Below are 19,855 nucleotides of genomic sequence, written 5' to 3'. Positions count from 1 at the left end.
TAACCCTATACCTTACGCCTTTCAACTATTTTACCTTCTTATAGTTTACATAAAAATTCTTATCCATCAGATTACCGATGTCTTCGCCCTCTTTGAAATTGGTGCGTACCTGTTGCCAGTTTTCAGTAGCCAGCAATAAACCATATTTACCGTTGCTGTTACCGGGTAAACGAACAGGCATATTAAAACCTTTTACACAATTACTCCAGCGGTAATACAAAATCTGCGAAGCATTTTCTGTACTTAAATAATATTCCAGTGTTGGCACCTGCGTTGTACGCAGGTATTGATCGAACATTTTTGAAAGATTATAACCTGTACGTTTCGAAATGAAATCTTCTATCTCAGCAGAAGTAACTGTTTTGTGGTAATACTTTTCATTCATATCACGCAGCAACAAACGGAAGGTGCTTTTGTCGCCAATGATCTGCCGAACCATGTGCAGCATGTTTGCCGCTTTTGGATACATGTCACCACTTCCTTCATTATTCAAATTGTATTTGCCAATTATGGGGCGGTCGTTACGGATGTTTCTGCGAATGCCCTGCAGATAGGCATTGCCTGCCTCTTCACCATAAAGATAGTCGGTGTACAAGGTTTCGCTGTAATTGGTAAAACCTTCATGCACCCACATATCAGCAATGTCTTTACTGCTGATGTTGTTGCCATACCACTCATGTCCGCTTTCATGAATGATGATGAAGTCGAATTTTTTTCCCCAGCCTGAGCCGCTTAAATCGTTTCCTTTATAACCATTCATATATTCATTGCCATAAGCAACAGCACTTTGGTGTTCCATTCCAAGGTGATGACTTTCTACAAGCTTGTAACCATCTTCATAAAATGGATAAGGACCAAACCAATATTCAAACGCACGCAGCATTGGTTTTACCTGTTCAAATTGTTTTTTTGCTTTATCAAGATTGTAATCGAGTACATAATAATCAAGATCGAGTTTTCCTTTTTCGCCTTGCAACGTATCGCTGAAATGTACATACTTGCCCACGTTCATCGTTACGTTATACAGGTTGATGGGTTGCGTAACAGCCCATGTCCATGTTTTATGACCTTTACCGTCATTACTTACATTTTGTAAACGTCCGTTCGAAACATTCATTAATGTATCGGGAGTAGTAACGCTGATGGTTACGCCATTATCCGGCTCATCACTTTGGTGATCTTTACAAGGCCACCAAACACTTGCCCCTAAACCCTGGCAGGCAACGTTGATCCATGGGTTGCCATTCTTGTCTTTTTTCCACACAACACCGCCATCCCATGGTGCACGCAGGGCAGGCTTCGGTACGCCATGATAAACGATGCGTAACTGATGCACACCTGTTGCTGATGTTGCAGATTTCGGAAGACGACCTTTTGCTATATCAATAAACCATGCATGGCCATCTCTGCGGAAATTCATTTTTGTACCGTTAAGAATTGCACTGTCGATGATCATTGGGTCCTGCAGATCGATCTGCATTTGTTTGCCTGGCTTTTTTACCAAACGAAACGTTATAACTGTTGTGCCGGTTAATGTAAACTTATCGAAGTTGGGTGTTACATCCAGATCGTACTTCACTACATCCCACCAAACACGACCAGGGGTTATGCTGCCACGCAAGGTATCCTGTCGTGTAAACGATGTTTCGTTTTGCATTAACTGGGCATTGGCTGTTGAAAAAACTGTAAAACAGGTTAAGAGGGACAGAAGCAAATGATTTTTTTTCACCGGGAAATATTTGAGGCTAAATTTAGCAGGAAATATTTATGTACAGAACGGAAAATATACAAATCAACTTTCTGCATACACTAATGGGCTGTTTAAGTGTTGTACTGCTGTTTATATCCTGCGGTAAACGCAGGGAGAACGATGCGAATTTTTTCAAGTATAACGAAGTTAGCGGTGTCAGTTCTCTCGATCCTGCATTTGCAAAAAGCCAATCGGTTATTTGGGTAACACATCAGCTTTACAGCACATTGGTTGAAACAGATGATCAGCTGCATGTTGTTCCATCGGTTGCAAAGAGTTGGGATATCAGTGCAAACCGTTTGCAGATTACATTCCATTTACGTAACGATGTGTTCTTTCATGACAATGCAGCTTTTGCAAATGGACGGGGACGAAAACTTGTTGCAGCGGATGTTGTGTACAGTTTTCAACGGTTGATGGATAAAAATACAGCAAGCCCCGGTGCATGGATCTTTAACAACCGCATCGATTCCGTAAAAGGTTTTGAAGCATTGAACGATACAACTTTTCGCATCAACTTACAAAAACCATTTGTGCAGATATTGGGTGTGCTGAGTAATGTGTATTGCTCTGTTGTACCGAAAGAAGTAGTAGAAAAATATGGCGTTGATTTTCGACGCAATCCATGTGGCAGCGGTCCTTTTCGTTTTAAAGCATGGGAAGAAGGGCAGGCGCTTGTGCTTGAACGCAACCCGAATTATTTTGAAACCGACAGTACAGGTAAACGTTTGCCTTATGTTGATGGCGTGAAAGTGAGTTTTCTCGACAGTAAGGCGAGTGAGTTTATGGAGTTCCGGCAAGGCAACCTGCATTTTATTAATGATATTGATGCATCGTTTAAAGATGAAGTGTTGAGCAAGAAAGGAGAGTTGCGTGATAGCTGGAAAGGAAAAATTGTGTTGAACAAACATCCTTATCTCAATATCGAATACATTGGTATATTGGTCGATTCAACGAATCCATTGGTGAAGAATTCACCTTTGAAATTAAAAGCAATACGGCAGGCAATTAATTATGGATTCGACCGCCGAAAGATGATGCTGTACTTACGTAACTCCATTGGTACCGCAGCAGAAAGCGGATTTATACCAATGGGCTTACCAAGTTTTGATACTGCTGCTGTGCATGGTTATACCTACAATCCGCAAAAAGCAAAAGCATTGTTGCAGCAGGCAGGTTTTGGAAACGGAAAAGATGTGCCTGAAATAAAGTTGCTCACCATTCCTATCTATGCCGATCTTGGAAGTTATATTGCCCGGCAGTTGCAGGATATTGGGTTGAATGTAAAAGTAGAAGCCGTACAAAAAAGTTTACTGCTTACACAAACAAGTAAAAGCGAAGCTTTGTTTTTTCGTGGCAGCTGGATAGCCGATTATCCTGATGCAGAAAACTACCTGAGTGTGTTTTATGGTAAGAACCCGGCACCGCCGAATTATACACGCTATAAAAATCCGTTGTTTGATGTGTTGTATGAGCAATCGACAAAAGAACCAAACGATTCGTTACGTTATCAGCTTTATCAGCAAATGGATAAATTAATTGTACAGGATGCACCTGTTGTGCCTTTGTGGTACGATATGGTGATTCACTTGGTACAACCGAATGTAAAAGGCTTTCGGCCCAATGCGTTGAATTGGCTGGAGCTGCGGAGGGTGAAGTTGAAGTAGTTTCTGGTTTTTAGTTTTTTGTTCATGGTTTAATTACACCCGATTGTACTGTAACAAAAAAGGGAACATTTGAGTTTCAAGAATAATAACGAAAAACCAGAAACGATAAACCCTTAATTCTTCCTCTTTTTATTTGCAAACACTTTTTCAAACTTATCCAGTTTGGGCTTAATTACGTAGTAGCAATAAGGATTTGTGTTTTTGTTGAGATTGTAATAATTCTGGTGATAGTTTTCTGCCTCGCTGTAATTTTTATACTGCTCAATTGTTGTTACAATCGGTTTACTGAAGGCGCCACTTTTATCCAATTCTGCTTTATAATGTTCTGCTTTTTGTTTTTGTTCTGCATTATGATAAAATACTGCACTGCGGTACTGGGGGCCTTCATCATTACCCTGCCTGTTTAAAGTAGTAGGATCGTGTGTTTGCCAGAAAATTTCAAGCAACTCATCATAACTTATTTTTTTCGGATCGAAAACGATCTGTGCAACTTCTGCATGGCCTGTTGTTTTGCTGCACACTTCTTCGTAAGTAGGATTTTTTACGTGGCCGCCACAATAACCACTACTCACTTTTAATACGCCTTCCACCTGTTGAAAAATAGCTTCCACACACCAGAAACAACCTGCGCCAAAGGTGGCTGTATCTGTTTCTTCGCCTGATTTACCGCCGGTAAAAGCAGCGGTAGAAATAGTATCGCTCATAGTTTTATTATTCGGTTCGCTGGTAACACAGGAAAAAAACTGAAACGATCCCGCTGTTACTAATATGCTCAAAAGAAATTTACTCCACATATCGTTTTTTGTTGTTTTTCGCAACATGCAATTTACGTTCAAAATTGTGCCGAAAGATTGCAGCAGTTTGTACGCTGTGCGACAATTTACAGATTTTATACTTGCTTTAACGAATCGGATCGCTTTTGTAGAAGTATTACGACAGAATCGGCTTCTAATGCTTCCCGTAATTCATTTCACCTGCTTTAATGGCTACCTGCAAATCATTTTCCTGCGGAGGAATAGGACAGTTATAGCCTGTTGTATAGGCACAATAAGGGTTGTATGCTTTGTTGAAATCGATTGTGTAGGTTTTGTTTACAATGTCTGACAGTACAAGATCAATGTAGCGGCCGCCACCATAGCTCTCTATACCGGATGTTTTATCGGTAAACGGAATAAAGAGATAGTCTTTGTATTTTTCCGAACTCAATAAGTTGCGTGATTGATACACCTGCAACGTTAGCAAGCTGTCGTTCAGTTGAAAATAAAGTACGCCAAACACTCTGTATTGTTTTTTCTCTTTGCCCGAAGTATTCATCCAGAACCATGCACTGTTTTCTTTTTTTTCGAAACTTGCAGTAATGCGGTACTGTTTGCTTACCGGAAAGAACTTCAGTTTTTGTTTATCGGCCCCGGTAACCACTTCGTGATCGGTAACATATTTTTTCAGAAATACAGTAACAGAATCTTCGTAAGAAGTTTGTGCAGTTGTAACAATGGGTATACAAAATAAAATGAGTAAAAGATATTTCATGCAGCCGGTCATTTGCAGCAATTTAATGAACTGTACGATACAAAATGCAACGGCCTTGCTGCTGCCTGCATTGCTGTAAAAGTGTTCCGACGATAAAATATCGGAATGCAGACCGAAAGCGTCTGCATGCGACGCAAGGAACGGTGAGAAGAATTACCTTTGCCGGCAACAAAAAAGTGGTTTTCTGTGATAAAGTTTTTCCCGGAATCGGCATTAGTGCAGTTGGAGTTTGATAAAGTAAAGGCCTTGTTGTTTGAGCATTGCAAAACAGAGTATGCAAAAAATAAGGCACAGAACCTGCGCATCCATACCCGAAAAGAATATATACAACTGGAGTTGCAGCAGAGTTATGAAATGATGCTGATAACGCAACAGGGACAATATTTTCCCACCGATTATATTCTCAATCTGTCGAAAGAGTTAAAGCTGTTGAGTATTGCAGGTGCTGTACTTACTGAAGAACAGTTTATGCAACTACGCAAGCTGGCAGAAAATATGCAAAGTATTTTTCGCTGGTTCGATAGCGACCGACGTTCGGCTTACCCTGCATTAACGCAGGTAATTGAAGGTACATATTATGAGAAAGTAATTCTGGAGTTGATTGATGATGTGCTCGACAGCGGCGGCATGGTAAAAGACGATGCAAGTGAAGAGTTGAGCAACATCCGTATGAATTTATACCGCAAACGGAACGAGCTGCGGAAAGAGTTTGAAAAGGTGTTGAAAAAATTACAGAAGCAGGGTTATGTGGCCGATATTGAAGAATCGTTTTTGAGTGGAAGGAGAGTAGTGGCCTTGTTTGCAGAACAGAAGCGCCAGGTAAAAGGAATATTGCATGGCGAGAGCGAAAGCCGCCGTACAGTATTTGTTGAACCTGAAGAAACCATTGAACTGAACAACGATATTTTCAGTTTAGAAAATGAAGAGCGTAGGGAAGTGTATCGCATTTTGCGTGAGCTTACACAGCAGCTTTCGGTTTATGCATCCTTACTTACAACTTATCATGGTATTTTAGGCGAGTATGATTTTATTCGTGCAAAAGCAAAGCTGGGTGTGGATATGCAGGCGAATTATCCTATGCTTACAGATAAAGCTGTTATTCAATTAAGAGATGCTTATCATCCATTGCTGTTACTGTACAACAAAAAAAATCAAAAGCCAACGATTCCAACACAAATCCGTTTAGATGAGAAGAGCAGGATTCTGGTAATATCCGGACCAAACGCCGGTGGTAAAACGGTTACCATGAAAACGGTGGGCTTAATGCAGCTGATGGTGCAGAGTGGGTTGCTGGTACCTGTACATCAGGAAAGTGAATTTGGGATTTTTAAACAGATCATGATCCATATCGGCGATACACAAAGTATCGAATACGATTTGAGTACATACAGCAGTCACCTGTTGCACATGAAGCATTTTATGGAAACAGCCAATGGCCGCACATTGTTTTTTATTGATGAGTTGGGTAGCGGTAGCGATCCTAATCTTGGTGGTGCTTTTGCCGAAGTAATTATGCAGGAGCTGGTAAAAAAACATTCGTTGGGTATTGTAACCACACACTATCTCAACTTAAAAGTAATGGCCAATCATACACCTGGTATTATTAACGGTGCTATGAGTTTTGATGAAAAGAGTTTACAGCCTTTGTATCGATTGATCATTGGTAAACCCGGCAGCTCGTACACATTTGCTATTGCTGAAAGAATTGGTCTCGACAAAAAACTCATTGATCGTGCAAGAGCGTTGGTTGATGAAGATCATTTCCGTTTAGATAAATTATTGAACAGTGCAGAAAGCGATCTGCGGCAGATCGAGAAAAAAGAAAAAGAACTGCATCGTTTGCTGAAAGAAAATGAACGCCTGAAAAAAGAAATGGAACAGGTGCTCAACAAAGAACGGCATCAGCAACAGGTTGAATTATTAAAACAGCAGAATAAAATTACCGAAGACCGTATTGCTTACCTCAAGGATATGGATCGCAAACTCAAAGCTATTGTGCAGGAGTGGAAGCGGAGTGATAATAAAGCTGAGGTGATGAAACAGATCAATGCCCTGCTGTTTGATCAACGGCAGAAACAGGTAGCAGAGAAAAAAGATAAAAAGCTCAACGAAAAGTTTAAAGAAATTGGCGGCGAAATTAAGCCCGGCGTAAAAGTAAAAATGATGAAGAACCGGCAGGTGGGTGTTGTAAAAGAGTTGAAGGGTAAAAATGCAGTTGTGCAGTTAGGAGCAATTCCCATTACCGTAAGTTTGAGTGACTTGGTGGTGGTTGTGGATAAAATTGAAGAATAAGAATAAACGAAAAGATCCGCTGTTAAGCGGATCTTTTCGTTATTAGCGGATGGTTATTTTGCCAAGCTTCAGTGTCGATTTACCTAACAGGCTCGGTTTATATGCTACAAGATAAAGTTCATTACCTGTAAGCATGCCGTGCCGCACCATGGCTATTGGTTCATCTTCGTTTGTAAACAGAAATTTCCTTGCTACATCGCCACTTGTTAAATCAAGTGTAAGCGTATAACAATTCGATTTGCTAAAGTTGTAAGTTGATTTAGCCTTGTCGCCAACTTTTTTTACTGCCGCATTTTTTGTGTTATCGTTATAATAAAAAATGAGTTTGTTTTTAAACGGAGCAACATTGAAGGAACTGTAAAAAGGCAATCCTCCTGAAATAAAAAGATGAGGATTGTAATTAACTCCCGTAGCAGTTGCAGGGCCTCTTGCTTTTACAGCTTCAACCTGCAGTTTCGGAATTACATTCACCCATTTCAGTGTGCCGTCATCGCCCACTTTAATTGTCAGCAGATCGCCGCTGGTGTATTGGTAAGTTGTTACTGTTCTGTAAGTCCATCGTTGGCCGTCGTAGCTCGATTCGGTTCTTGTATATGTGTCAAATCTGAATTTTTCTGCAAGCAGAAGAATAGAATTGTCCTGGCCAACAAATATTTTTCTAAAAAGAAAATCAGACGAAAAACCATCCAGGTCACCCTCTGCAGCAGCTTGTTTCGATGAAAGTTTCGATTGCTTGGTTTCTGCATCTTTATCATCATCTGCGTCATCATCAAAAGTGCCGATCATGCTTGGGTCAATCTGTTTTGTAGTGCTTGCAATAACAGTACCTGTTGCGAGGTCGATCCTGTTTACAAGCAGGCCGTTTATATCCTGTGTTTTTGCATTGTTTGAATAAAAGCCACAAACAAAGAGCTCGCCTTTTTTGTTTTGAATCATTTTGGCGCTTACCAATACTTTGCCTGCATCAGAAGTGGGTAGTTCCATTTCTTTCTTTCCGGCCAGGTCGTACTTTTCAATGGAAAGTTTTTTAAACATCAGTCGTTTTCTTTTCTTCGTCAGTTCAACTTCTTCATAAATCTTTCCAACAAGCAGGATTTTTTTGTCGTTAGTGAATAGTACATCCTGTAACGCATAGCTGTTTTTTGCATATTGAAGATTAATAGTGGTTACGGACTGCTGTTGCAAAGCTTCATTCATCACAAGAACTTTTACAGAGCTACGGTCGTTATTGCTGATGTCCGCAACAAGTATCATTGAGGAAGAATCAGAAGAAGGAATGATTGTGAACTCATATGCATCACCTCTGTTTTCACGTGGTACAACCACAATTTCCTTCCAATCGGTTTTTAACTTCCCGGAAGCTTTATCAATTTCGGCAGCATAAGTAATAAATTGCTTTTCTTTTTTATCGTAATCATCTGCAAAAATGTAAAGCTTGTTTTTAAAAGGGATAATACGGTTCAGTTCTTTACCTTTCAACTCCTGTTTGTAATCCTCTTCATAAACTTCGTTATAAAATTTGTCGAACTTTCTGAATTTGAATCCCGTCATATTGTTTATACCGATAGTAAAATAGCGCACGCCTCCTTCCTGTACGTATACCCCTGTGTTGTCGGCGGTAATTATTGTCAGTTCGGTTGTGCCCCTTTTAATTTTAAGATCTTCTCCCCAATTAACAGTTGAGTTTTGAGCAATGAGTGTTGTTTGCAGTGCCAATAACAGGATTAGTAGAAAATGTTGTTTCATACGTTTTAAAATGTGCAGCAAATCTATAGTTTGACGTGAAAAGCTGAAAATATAGTTTAAAAAAGATAAGCAGCTTGCTAATACAAAATGGATGTAATGCAAGCTGGCATTGTGTTTTATTAATACTCTTTAGCAACAGATGGTAAGGCTCCGAAAATATCTCTATACATATTTGATAATTTTTTTGGCTTAAAAAAACTGTACCCTTACTTTTGCCGCGGAGAGATGGCAGAGCGGTCGAATGCGGCGGTCTTGAAAACCGTTGACTGTCACAGGTCCGGGGGTTCGAATCCCTCTCTCTCCGCCAAACCAGCCTCATTTATGTGGCTGGTTTTTTTATGCAATTAATCGAAAGAAGTTGTGTGTAATTTTATCTTCCCGGAGGGATGCCAGAGTGGTTGAATGGGGCGGTCTCGAAAACCGTTATGCGGGCAACTGTATCAAGGGTTCGAATCCCTTTCCCTCCGCATCACCCTCCGTAGCTTTAGCGAAGGAGGGTTACTTCTTTTCCATCGAAGAAATGTTTTCTATATTCATTGCTTCATCAAACCTAAACACCATGCAATACGTTTACATTCTTAAACGCTCCGATAATAATTATTACACCGGATGTACAAATGATTTAAAAGATCGCTTTGATCGGCATCAAAAAGGATATGTTGATTCTACCCGTGATTTCAGGCCATTGGAATTGGCATATTACTGTGCTTTTAGCAGCAAGGGTAAGGCATTTGCTTTTGAAAAGTATTTGAAATCCGGATCGGGCATTGCCTTCAGGAATAAACATTTACTTTAAATCGTTCCTCCTTCGCTGAAGCTACGGAGGACAAGTCGAATCCCTTTACCCTCCATAGCTTCAGCGACGGAGGGTTTACGTCCGTAGCTTTAGCGAAGGAAGGTTTTGCTTTTATAGCTTTCAGATAGTATGCATATCAACCGATCTCTTCTTTCCTTCATATTAAAATAGTCGTTACCTTTCTCGCTTTCTTCACCTTAACCATCAAACAATGATCAAAAAAGCATTACTGGCCTTTCTGCTCTTGCCTTGTGCAGCAGCATTTAGCCAGGCCAAACAGGAAGCAAAACCTATGAGTTGGAAAGATGTACCCGGCTGGCGCTCCATCAGCAACTTCCAGGTTACACTTTCACCAAACGGACAATGGGCCGCATATCCCATTACCGCTGCTGAAGCAGACGGCGAATTAGTTGTAAAAAAATTAAACGATACAGTAGAAAGAAAGTATCCTGTTGGATACAGCAGTTTTCCGCAGTTCAGTTTTTCGGAAGATGGCAAATGGCTTGTATATAAAGAATCGGCTAAGTTCAGAGAAGTAAAGGCCAACGAAAAAATGCCGGGCAAGCAATTGTTCGATAAGCTTTATCTCATCGATCTGGCAACAAATAAAAAAACAGAAATTGAAAGGGCTGGTGCATTTTCATTTAACGGAAAAGCAGCAACACATTTGGCTGTACGCACCGTAAAAGAAAGAAGTGCTGCACCTCCACGTCCCGAAGATGGACAGGGAGGCGATCTCCTCATTATTGAACTTGGTACAGGTAAAACAACCAATATTGGTAATGTTGGTGAGTTTAGTTTTAACAAAGCCGGAAACCTGATGGCATATACTGTGGATGCAACCAATAAATCGGGTAACGGTTTATATCTCTATACAGTTAGCTCTCGTCAAACATCGGTGTTGGATAACGATAAACTCAGCTATAAGTTTTTAGTTTGGGCCGATGATAAAGATGCGGTTGCAGTTTTAAAAACAAAAAAAGACGAGAAATATAAAACGGATAAAGGCATAGTGCTGGGTGTAAAGAATATTGCAACAACTCCAACTGTATTTACATATGATCCTGAAAAGGATTCGCTCAACTTTCCAGCAAAGATGACGGTGAGCGGTAACCGCCGTCCATATTGGTCCGATGATCTTACAAAAGTTTTCTTTGGTATTGCTCCTTTGGAATTAGTAAAGAAAGAAGCCGATACAACAGGCAAAGCAAAAGCAACTCCTGTAAAAGAACCCGATTCGTTAGTGCTTGTGCGTATTAAAGCCGATACAAGTATTAAAACGGTTGCCGATTTAAAACGTGCGTTGGATAAAGCAGAAGCGAAAGGCAAGCCTGAAGTGAAGCCTGCAAACGATGCAACAAAACCCGATATGAACATCTGGCATTGGCAGGATAAACGTTTACAAAGCCGCCAGCAGGTAACGGAAATGCAGGATAAGAATTTTTCTTATGTGGCAATGGTTGATGTAGCTACAAATAAGTTTACACAGCTGAATGATGGTAACATGCGCTCTTTATCCATTATGCCAAAGCAATTCTTTGCAATGGGCGAAGATGTGGATGCATATGAACTGGATCAGAACCTCGACGGACAAAGCTATTCTGATCTGTACATCATCAACCTGAAGACGGGCGCTAAAACAAAATTCAAGGAACGTTTCTATCGTCCCTCATTCACTTCAACTCCACGCCCTTCTCCCGATGGTATGAAATTCGTGTATGGTGAAGACGGTCATTATTATGTGTACGACCTTGCAACAAATGCAGCCATCAACATCACAGAAAAAGTTGCAACAAGTTTTGTAAACAGCGAAGACGATCATAATGTAACCAAACCGCTTACTTCTGTAATTGGCTGGAGCAGTGACAGCAAATACATTCTTATCCGTGATTTGTGGGATATCTGGCAAATTGCTGCTAATGGCAGCAGTGCAGTTAATCTTACATTGAATGGAAAAAAAGAGCAAATACGTTACGCCGGTCGTTATACCATTGATGAAGAAGAGAAAGGATTTGATCTGAAAAAGAAAAACTATTTCCGCATTTATGGCGAGTGGACAAAGAAAAGCGGTGTTGTAACAATTGATCCGGGAACAAACGGATTAAAACCCGGCGCAACTGTATTGGTGTGGGAAGATGCTTCTGTTGGTGGATTGGTAAAAGCAAAAAATGCAAACGTATTTATGTTTGCAAAAGAAGATTTCAATAAGCCTACAGAGTTCTTTACAGCAAACGATAAGCTTGCAGATGCTGTACAGTTTACAAAGAATACACCCGATGCTGCAAAATACAAATGGAGTGCAGGTGTACAGCTGGTAAATTATGTTTCAGATAAAGGCGATACACTGCAAGGTGCATTGTTCCTGCCTGCCGGTTACGAAAAAGGAAAGAAATATCCAACTGTAGTTTATTATTACGAAAAGCTGTCGCAAACATTGCACAGTTACAGCAATCCCGGCTTTAGCGGTACAGGATGGAACCCTACGATGTACACCAGCAATGGCTATGCGGTATTTATTCCGGATATTGTTTATAAAATGGACGATCCCGGTATGAGTGCTGTATGGTGTGTGTTGCCTGCAGTAAAAGCGGCAATACAAACAGGCGTGATTGATGAAACCAAAATTGGTATTCATGGACATAGCTGGGGCGGTTATCAAACAGCTTATCTTATTACACAAACAAATATGTTTAAAGCCGCAGCAGCAGGTGCGCCTTTAACCAATATGGTAAGTATGTACGATCTTATTTACTGGAACAGTGGTGGTGGCAACATGGCTATTTTCGAAGCATCGCAAGGCCGCTTCAAAGGTGGTCCATGGGAAAACTGGGATTCGTACCTGCGCAACTCACCCGTATACCATGTAAAGAAAGTAAACACACCGTTGCTGATGTTGCACAACGATAAAGATGGTGCGGTTGATTTTACACAGGGTATTGAGTATTACAACGCATTACGTCGTTTGAAAAAGCCGGTGGTGATGATGCAGTACAAAGGTGAAAATCATGGGTTGGCGAAAATGGAGAACCGGAAAGATTACAGTGTGCGTATGATGGAATTCTTCGATCATTACCTTAAAGGAAAAGAAGCTCCTGAGTGGTTAAAGAACGGTATCGATCGTTCAAAACTGCCCGAACATCTGGAGGATAGAGCATTCTGAATTTTATGCAATCGATAACACGCCGGGATGTTAAAAACATCCCGGCTTTTTTACGTATAATATCGTTGTGCTGCAATTTATTTGAAGAGTAGTGTGACGAAATGAAACTTGCTTTCCCTCTATCTTTGCCCCGTTCCAAAAACGATAGTTGATATTGGAACGGTCATCAACTTCTAAATCGAAAACATGCTGAGAAACGATTGGTCTCTTGAAGAGATCGCCAACATTTATCATTCGCCATTATTAGATCTGATATTCCGTGCCGCCCAAATTCATCGCAACAATAACGACTATGCAGAAGTGCAGATAAGTAGTTTGATTTCGATTAAAACCGGTGGTTGTCCTGAAGACTGTGCTTATTGTCCGCAGGCTGCACGTTACAATACCGATGTTGATGTGCATGCATTAATGCAGGTAGAAGAAGTGCTGGCAACAGCCAAAAAAGCGAAAGATGCCGGTGCTTCACGTTTATGTATGGGCGCTGCCTGGAGAGAAGTACGTAACAACAGAGATTTTACACGTGTGCTGGAGATGGTTAAAGCAGTAAATGAAACAGGAATGGAAGTTTGCTGCACACTTGGTATGCTGTCGTACGAACAGGCGCAACAGTTGAAAGAAGCCGGGTTGTATGCATATAATCACAATGTAGATACGTCACGTGAAAATTATGAAACCATCATCACCACAAGAACTTACGACGATCGCTTAGATACTCTGCATAATGTTCGCAAAGCAAACATTACAGTATGCAGCGGCGGTATTATTGGTTTAGGCGAAACCAACAACGACAGGATAAAAATGCTGCATACATTATCAACGCTGCCGCATCATCCTGAGTCTGTGCCCATCAATGCACTTGTTCCCGTAAAAGGAACACCGCTCGAAAACCAGCCACGTGTTTCTGTATGGGAAATGGTACGCATGATTGCTACTGCAAGAATCGTTATGCCGAAAACCGTGGTACGTTTATCTGCCGGACGAACGGAAATGAGTTTGCCCGAACAGGCTTTGTGTTTTATGGCCGGAGCCAATTCAATTTTTGCAGGCGATAAGTTACTTACTACTCCTAATCCTTCTTTTGAAGATGATATGACCATGTTTGAAATTCTTGGTTTGAAAGCACGCAAAGCATTTAAAGCCGGAGCTGCTTCACCATTTGCAGATGACTGATGCAAATGGAAGAAAACTTGATGCGTATCGATCTGTTGTTGCAGCCATTAGAAAATAATGTATGCATCGAGCCGCTTTACAATATTTCCCCTGCAGATCCTCGTTACTTAGTGGTTTGCATGTAAATGGTTGAAGGAGGCTTTAGTCTGTTTTAGGTCTTTTTTGCCGAAGTCCTCATTCTCTGCAAACGATTTAGGGATAAGTTCAGAAAAACCTGCTTCTTTTTGGCCACATAAACTCCGATAACCATCGGAATTTCAGTATTTTTCCACCCAATTGTTGATTATGAAGATTCAATTCTATCTGCGTTTCTTTACGCAGTATGGCCAAAGCCTTTTTCTTACAGGAAACTGCGATGCTTTAGGAAATAACGATTTGTCTGCCGCTCTTCCCATGCAATATCTTACAGATGAATTCTGGACGGTGACTGTTGAACTGGGTAAAGATTTCGAGAACGATCTGCAATACAGCTATATTCTTAAAAACGAAAATGGCGAAGAAATAAGAGAGTGGGGGAACGATCGTGTGGTTGAGTTTATGAAACTGCAGGTGGATGAACTTACGCTTATCGATACATGGAATCATGCAGGTGAATATGAGAATGCTTTTTTTACACAGCCTTTTCAGGAAGTGCTATTCCCAAAGCATAGAGAAAACAAAACAAGAACGTATAAAGGCGTTACACATCTCTTTAAAATAAAAGCTCCGTTGCTAAAGGCCGATGAAGTGTTGTTTATTTCGGGCAGCAACGAAACACTGGGCAAATGGAGTAATGCAGAACCATTGCTGATGCACAAAGAAGACAACTGGTGGACAGCACGCATTGATCTCTCGAACGAAAGTTTTCCTGTTGCATATAAGTATGGTGTGTTCAATACCAAAACAAAAACTTTTGTGCAGTTTGAGAGTGGTAACAACCGCATTCTTTACGATAGTTATGGCAAAAAGAAAATAACCATTCTGCACGATGGATTTGCACAATTGCCTGCAGATGGCTGGAAGGGAGCAGGCGTTGCTATTCCGGTGTTTAGTTTGCGTACAGAAAAAAGCCTCGGTGTTGGTGAGTTCAGCGATATGAAGTTGTTGGTTGACTGGGCAAAGAAAGCAGGCATGAAGCTCGTACAGATCTTACCCATCAATGATACAACAGCAACACATACCTGGCAGGATTCTTATCCGTATGCAGCAATCTCTGCATTTGCTTTGCATCCTGTTTATCTCAACCTGGAAATGATTGCACAGAAAGCAACTCATCCGGTTATAAAATCATTAAAGAAAAAGCAAACGGAGTTAAATGCATTGCCCGAAGTAGATTATGAAGCGGTGATGAAAGTAAAATGGGCTGCAGCTAAAGAGTTGTACCAGGAACAAAAAGATGCACTGCATGAAGATGCAGAATTTTTCAGCTTTTTTGAATTGAACAGGTATTGGCTTGTTCCTTACGCTGCTTTCAGTTATTTGCGGGATAAGTACAAGACACCTGATTTTACAAAGTGGAAATCGCACAGTGTTTATAACGAACATGCCATACAGGAATTTGTTGCACCATCGCAAAAGCATTACGATGAAATTGCGTTGTATTATTTCATCCAGTATCATTTGCATTTGCAATTACTCGATGCAACAAACTATGCACATAAGAACGGCATTGTTGTAAAAGGCGATATCCCGATTGGTATTTACCGTAACAGTTGCGATGCATGGGTTGAACCTGAGCTGTACAATATGAGCATGCAGGCCGGTGCACCGCCTGATGATTTTGCAGTGAAAGGACAGAACTGGGGCTTCCCAACCTATAACTGGCAACGCATGGCAGAAGATGGATTTAAATGGTGGCGCAGAAGGTTTGAACAGATGAGTAATTATTTCGATGCATTCCGTATCGATCATATACTTGGGTTCTTTCGCATCTGGAGTATTCCAATGGATGCAGTTGAAGGTATACTCGGTTATTTTGTACCAGCGTTACCGGTACACATCAACGAATTTGGTCAACGTGGTTTGTGGTTCGATTATCAACGTTTGTGCAAACCGTTTATTAACGATGAGGTATTGCGTGAGTTAATGAATGGTGATGTGGAGATATTAAAGCCTTACCTGAATCACATTGGTAACGGACAGTTTGAATTAAAAGAAGAGTTCAATACACAGCGCAAAGTAGAAGCGCATTTTGCAGCACAGGAACAGAATGCACAAAACGAAAACATCAAACATGGTTTGTACGATTGCATCAGCAATGTAATTCTGTTTGAAGTGGAAGGAAGCCAATCGCAGCAGTTTCATTTCCGCATCAGTGTAAGTTCAACTTCATCGTTCCGTTTTCTGGATGAAGATTCCCGTCGTAAGCTGGATGAATTTTATGTAAATTATTTTTATCGCAGACAGGATGATTTCTGGCGTAAGGAAGCAATGGCAAAACTTCCCTCGCTTAAACGCAGCACAAATATGTTGGTTTGTGGCGAAGATCTAGGTATGGTGCCCGATTGTGTGCCCGATGTAATGAAACAGATGGGTATGCTGAGCCTGGAAATTCAACGCATGCCAAAAGATCCGGCCAAACAATTCTTTCATCCGAAAGATGCACCTTACTTAAGTGTGGTTACACCCAGCACACACGATATGAGTACAATTCGTGGATGGTGGGAAGAAGACCGTACACAAACACAAAAATTCTTTACACACGAATTAGCACAAACAGGCGAAGCGCCTTATTACTGCGAACCCTGGATCGTTCGCAGCATTATTACACAGCACCTGTACTCGCCTGCAATGTGGAGCATTTTTCAAATACAGGAATTGTTGGGTATGAATGGTGTGCTGCGCAGAGAAAATCCGGCTGAAGAACGGATTAACGTTCCTGCCAATCCGAAACACTACTGGCGTTACCGTATGCATCTTTCATTTGAACAGTTGCTGAATGAAGAAATGTTTAACCAGGAGTTGAAAGGATATATTGATGCGAGTGGAAGAGGATAAAACGTTTGCGGTTTATGGGTTGTAGTTTATTGTTTATGGAGTCTTGAACCTTGAACCTTGTGACTTGTTTTTTGTGCCTTTTCCTTAAGCCTTATCCCCTCAACCTTAAACCTTAAAAACAGATGCCTTTAAAAGTTCGCTATAAAAAAACAGAGTTACCGTTCCGTTACCCGTTCACTATTTCAAAGGGAACGAAAACACATCAGCCTGCATTAGTTGTAGAGTTGGAATATTTAGGACGTAAAGGTTACGGCGAAGCACCTGCCATTGCGTATTACAATATTCCGGTTGATAAGATGGCCGAAGATCTTGAACGCAAGAAAATGTTTGTGGAGAAGTTTGCATACACCGATCCGGAACGTTACTGGCATTACCTGCATCATTTATTTCCGCAGAATAATTTTTTGGTTTGTGCATTGGATATTGCCAGCTGGGATATATATGGCAAGCTGCGGAATCTGCCGTTGCATAAACTCTGGAATATCGATTACAGCAAAGCGCCTGTATGCGATTATACCATCGGTATTGATACAGTAGAAAAGATGGTAGAAAAAATGCAGGAGAAGCCCTGGCCTGTTTATAAAATTAAAGTAGGTGTGTCCGGCGATCTTGAAATGGTAGAAGCATTACGCAAACACACCGATGCTGTTTTTCGTGTGGATGCCAATGCAGGCTGGACATTGGAAGAAGCGCAACAAAAAATTCCTGTACTGAAAGAATTGGGCGTGGAGTTGATAGAACAACCGCTTGCAAAAGATAATTGGGAAGGTATGAAAGTTTTGTACAACGAATCGCCTTTGCCTTTAATTGCCGATGAAAGTTGTGTACTGGAACAGGATGTAGAAAAATGCAACGGTTATTTTCATGGCATCAATATCAAGCTTACCAAGTGCAGTGGTATTACACCTGCCAAACGAATGATCGATAAAGCACGTACATTGAACATGAAGATCATGATCGGTTGTATGAACGAGTCAACCGTTGGTTCTGCTGCAATTGCTCATCTTGCTCCTCTTGTTGATTATGTAGATATGGATGGTCCGTTGTTGCTTGCAGAAGATATTGCAACAGGATTAAGCTATGAGTATGGAAAAGTAGAAGTGAGTGATAAACCGGGATTGGGAATTGAGTTGCTGGATGATTTTTAACCGAACGAAATACCTTCATATATTTCGCTCAACAGCATAGGTTTGTTGATCGTTTGTAATACAAATACATCTGAAATGTTTTTGTATTCGGTGAGTGTCCATGAATTGTCTTTGTTGCGTTGATAAAATTCAACATGCTGTTTGCTTGCGTTTACCAATACATATTCCTGCAGACTTTGAATATCACGATACAATTCAAACTTTACACCTTTATCGTAATTGGCTGTTGAAGGCGACAGTATCTCAAACAAAACAGACGGATTCAATAACGTGTCGAATGTATTATCCAGGAATTCCGGTTCTCCGCACACGATCAAAACATCCGGGTAAGTGTAAAGGGTATTTTCTTTTACGTGTACACGCAGGTTACTGCCAAGAGAGCGGCAGTTTTTACCTTTTAAAAAGCTGCCAAGGTTTACTCGTATGTTATCTTCAATAACATTATGCTCGTACGATGCACCGCTCATGTTAAAAATCTCACCCCGATAATACTCATGCCGATCGGGGCTTTCCCGTTCGAAAGCAAGATATTCTTCCTGTGAATAATATTTAACTGCGGGCTGTGCCATGCAATAAAGATAAAAAAAAGACGGCAACAGCTGCCGTCTTTTGTCTACGAACAAATAATGCTTTTTAATGCTCACTTTCCCAAACCAATGCACTTGCACCGAGAATGGCGGCATCTGCTTCTTTCAGATCACTAAAGATCACTTTTACTTTGTTCTGGAAAATGGGTAACAGGTTTGCTTCCATTGCCCGAACGGTTGGCTTCAGTATTAAGTCGCCTGCTTTGGTTAAGCCGCCAAACAATACAATGGCTTCGGGTGATGAGAACATAACAAAGTTGGCCAATGCTTCACCCAAAACTTCACCGGTAAATTCAAAGATCTTATTTGCAATTACATCGCCCTGTATGGCGCAGTTGTACACTGTTTCGCTGGTAAGATCATCGATTGAATAGTTGCGTAGTAAACTTGCTGTATCCGGTTCGTTGGTTAAAAACTCAATGGCCGTTTCACGAACACCGGTTGCAGATGCATACGATTCCAATGAACCACGCATGCCTGTTCCTTTGTGTAAACGTCCGCCCGGTTTTACAATTATATGGCCTAATTCGCCTGCAAAACCATCATGACCAACTACAATTTTACCATCAATAACAATACCACTGCCAACGCCTGTACCAAGTGTAATGGTGATAAAATGCTTTAATCCTTTTGCTACACCATACATCATTTCGCCCATTGCTGCGGCATTGGCATCGTTGGTGAGTTTGGTAGGTAATTCAAACTTTTTTTCAATCAGCTCGGCCATAGGAATAATGCCTTTCCATTTAAGGTTTGGTGCATATTCAATGGTTCCGGTGTAGTAGTTGCCGTTAGGAGCACCAACGCCAATTCCTTTAAATTTTTCACTACCACCATGCGAGTCAATAAGCTTCGAAAGATTTACATACAGTTCGGAAATAAAATCTTCTGCATTCTCATGTGTGTCAGTACGCATACGGCCTTGCTCAAGGATATTTCCTTTTCTGTCAACAATACCAAACTTGGTATTCGTTCCGCCGATGTCTATGCCTACTGCATAGTCTTTAGTCATAATTCGGGTTGTTTATTCAAT

13 protein-coding genes and 2 tRNA genes are annotated in these 19,855 nt (G+C 40.9%); 9 read left to right on the top strand and 6 right to left on the bottom strand.

Annotation, left to right across the window (positions count from 1 at the left end; genetic code table 11):
• Positions 1–25 precede the first annotated feature (25 nt).
• On the bottom strand, positions 26–1,657 hold the full coding sequence (locus ESA94_RS02505; RefSeq protein WP_129129276.1) for a M1 family metallopeptidase: 1,632 nt from the start codon (positions 1,655–1,657) through the stop codon (positions 26–28).
• Between the two features lie 110 nt (positions 1,658–1,767).
• Here ESA94_RS02505 and ESA94_RS02500 point away from each other — a divergent pair, with 110 nt between their 5' ends.
• A complete protein-coding gene (locus ESA94_RS02500) occupies positions 1,768–3,417 on the top strand; it encodes an ABC transporter substrate-binding protein (RefSeq protein ID WP_240670967.1) in 1,650 nt (549 codons plus the stop codon).
• 113 nt (positions 3,418–3,530) lie between these two features.
• On the opposite strand, the gene msrA is transcribed toward ESA94_RS02500, so the two are convergent.
• Together msrA and ESA94_RS02490 are read right to left on the bottom strand one after the other, a co-directional pair.
• Positions 3,531–4,211 (bottom strand): peptide-methionine (S)-S-oxide reductase MsrA, encoded by a 681-nt coding sequence (gene msrA / locus ESA94_RS02495; protein WP_240670966.1) that lies wholly within the window; start codon positions 4,209–4,211, stop codon positions 3,531–3,533.
• A 154-nt stretch (positions 4,212–4,365) separates the two neighbouring features.
• Positions 4,366–4,947, bottom strand: a complete 582-nt coding sequence (locus tag ESA94_RS02490) for a DUF1684 domain-containing protein (protein ID WP_129129275.1) — start codon at positions 4,945–4,947, stop codon at positions 4,366–4,368.
• Positions 4,948–5,136: 189 nt separating this feature from the next.
• Here ESA94_RS02490 and ESA94_RS02485 point away from each other — a divergent pair, with 189 nt between their 5' ends.
• Positions 5,137–7,239 (top strand): endonuclease MutS2, encoded by a 2,103-nt coding sequence (locus ESA94_RS02485; RefSeq protein WP_129130233.1) that lies wholly within the window; start codon positions 5,137–5,139, stop codon positions 7,237–7,239.
• Positions 7,240–7,281: 42 nt separating this feature from the next.
• Here the strand turns inward: ESA94_RS02485 and ESA94_RS02480 are convergent, their stop codons facing one another.
• Entirely contained in the window at positions 7,282–8,985 is a 1,704-nt protein-coding gene (locus tag ESA94_RS02480) for a hypothetical protein (RefSeq protein ID WP_129129274.1), read from the bottom strand.
• 219 nt (positions 8,986–9,204) lie between these two features.
• On the opposite strand from ESA94_RS02480, the gene ESA94_RS02475 reads away from it, so the two are divergent.
• The 7 genes from ESA94_RS02475 to ESA94_RS02445 all read left to right on the top strand — a co-directional run bounded on the left by ESA94_RS02475 (position 9,205) and on the right by ESA94_RS02445 (position 18,235).
• Positions 9,205–9,292: transfer RNA gene (locus tag ESA94_RS02475), tRNA-Ser, on the top strand.
• A 73-nt stretch (positions 9,293–9,365) separates the two neighbouring features.
• Positions 9,366–9,452, top strand: a tRNA-Ser gene (locus ESA94_RS02470).
• 92 nt (positions 9,453–9,544) lie between these two features.
• Positions 9,545–9,781 carry a GIY-YIG nuclease family protein gene (locus ESA94_RS02465; RefSeq protein WP_129129273.1) on the top strand — a complete coding sequence of 79 codons (237 nt, stop codon included), beginning with the start codon at positions 9,545–9,547 and terminating at the stop codon, positions 9,779–9,781.
• 211 nt (positions 9,782–9,992) lie between these two features.
• Positions 9,993–12,941 carry a S9 family peptidase gene (locus ESA94_RS02460; RefSeq protein ID WP_129129272.1) on the top strand — a complete coding sequence of 983 codons (2,949 nt, stop codon included), beginning with the start codon at positions 9,993–9,995 and terminating at the stop codon, positions 12,939–12,941.
• 186 nt (positions 12,942–13,127) lie between these two features.
• Positions 13,128–14,111 (top strand): biotin synthase BioB, encoded by a 984-nt coding sequence (gene bioB / locus ESA94_RS02455; RefSeq protein WP_129129271.1) that lies wholly within the window; start codon positions 13,128–13,130, stop codon positions 14,109–14,111.
• A 285-nt stretch (positions 14,112–14,396) separates the two neighbouring features.
• Positions 14,397–17,087: a 4-alpha-glucanotransferase gene (locus ESA94_RS02450; protein ID WP_129129270.1), complete on the top strand. Its 2,691-nt coding sequence runs from the start codon at positions 14,397–14,399 to the stop codon at positions 17,085–17,087.
• A 122-nt stretch (positions 17,088–17,209) separates the two neighbouring features.
• A complete protein-coding gene (locus ESA94_RS02445; RefSeq protein WP_129129269.1) occupies positions 17,210–18,235 on the top strand; it encodes a mandelate racemase/muconate lactonizing enzyme family protein in 1,026 nt (341 codons plus the stop codon).
• On the opposite strand, the gene ESA94_RS02440 is transcribed toward ESA94_RS02445, so the two are convergent.
• Both ESA94_RS02440 and ESA94_RS02435 read right to left on the bottom strand, forming a co-directional pair.
• Entirely contained in the window at positions 18,232–18,804 is a 573-nt protein-coding gene (locus ESA94_RS02440; protein ID WP_164972606.1) for a Uma2 family endonuclease, read from the bottom strand. The genes ESA94_RS02445 and ESA94_RS02440 overlap by 4 nt on opposite strands.
• 64 nt (positions 18,805–18,868) lie before the next feature.
• On the bottom strand, positions 18,869–19,834 hold the full coding sequence (locus ESA94_RS02435) for an ROK family protein (protein WP_129129267.1): 966 nt from the start codon (positions 19,832–19,834) through the stop codon (positions 18,869–18,871).
• Positions 19,835–19,855 lie beyond the last annotated feature (21 nt).

The sequence above is a fragment of the Lacibacter luteus genome, assembly GCF_004118265.1.
GTDB classification, from domain to species: Bacteria; Bacteroidota; Bacteroidia; order Chitinophagales; family Chitinophagaceae; genus Lacibacter; species Lacibacter luteus.
Note: the sequence above shows the minus strand (reverse complement) of the source record. Positions and strands in the feature narration are given on the sequence as shown.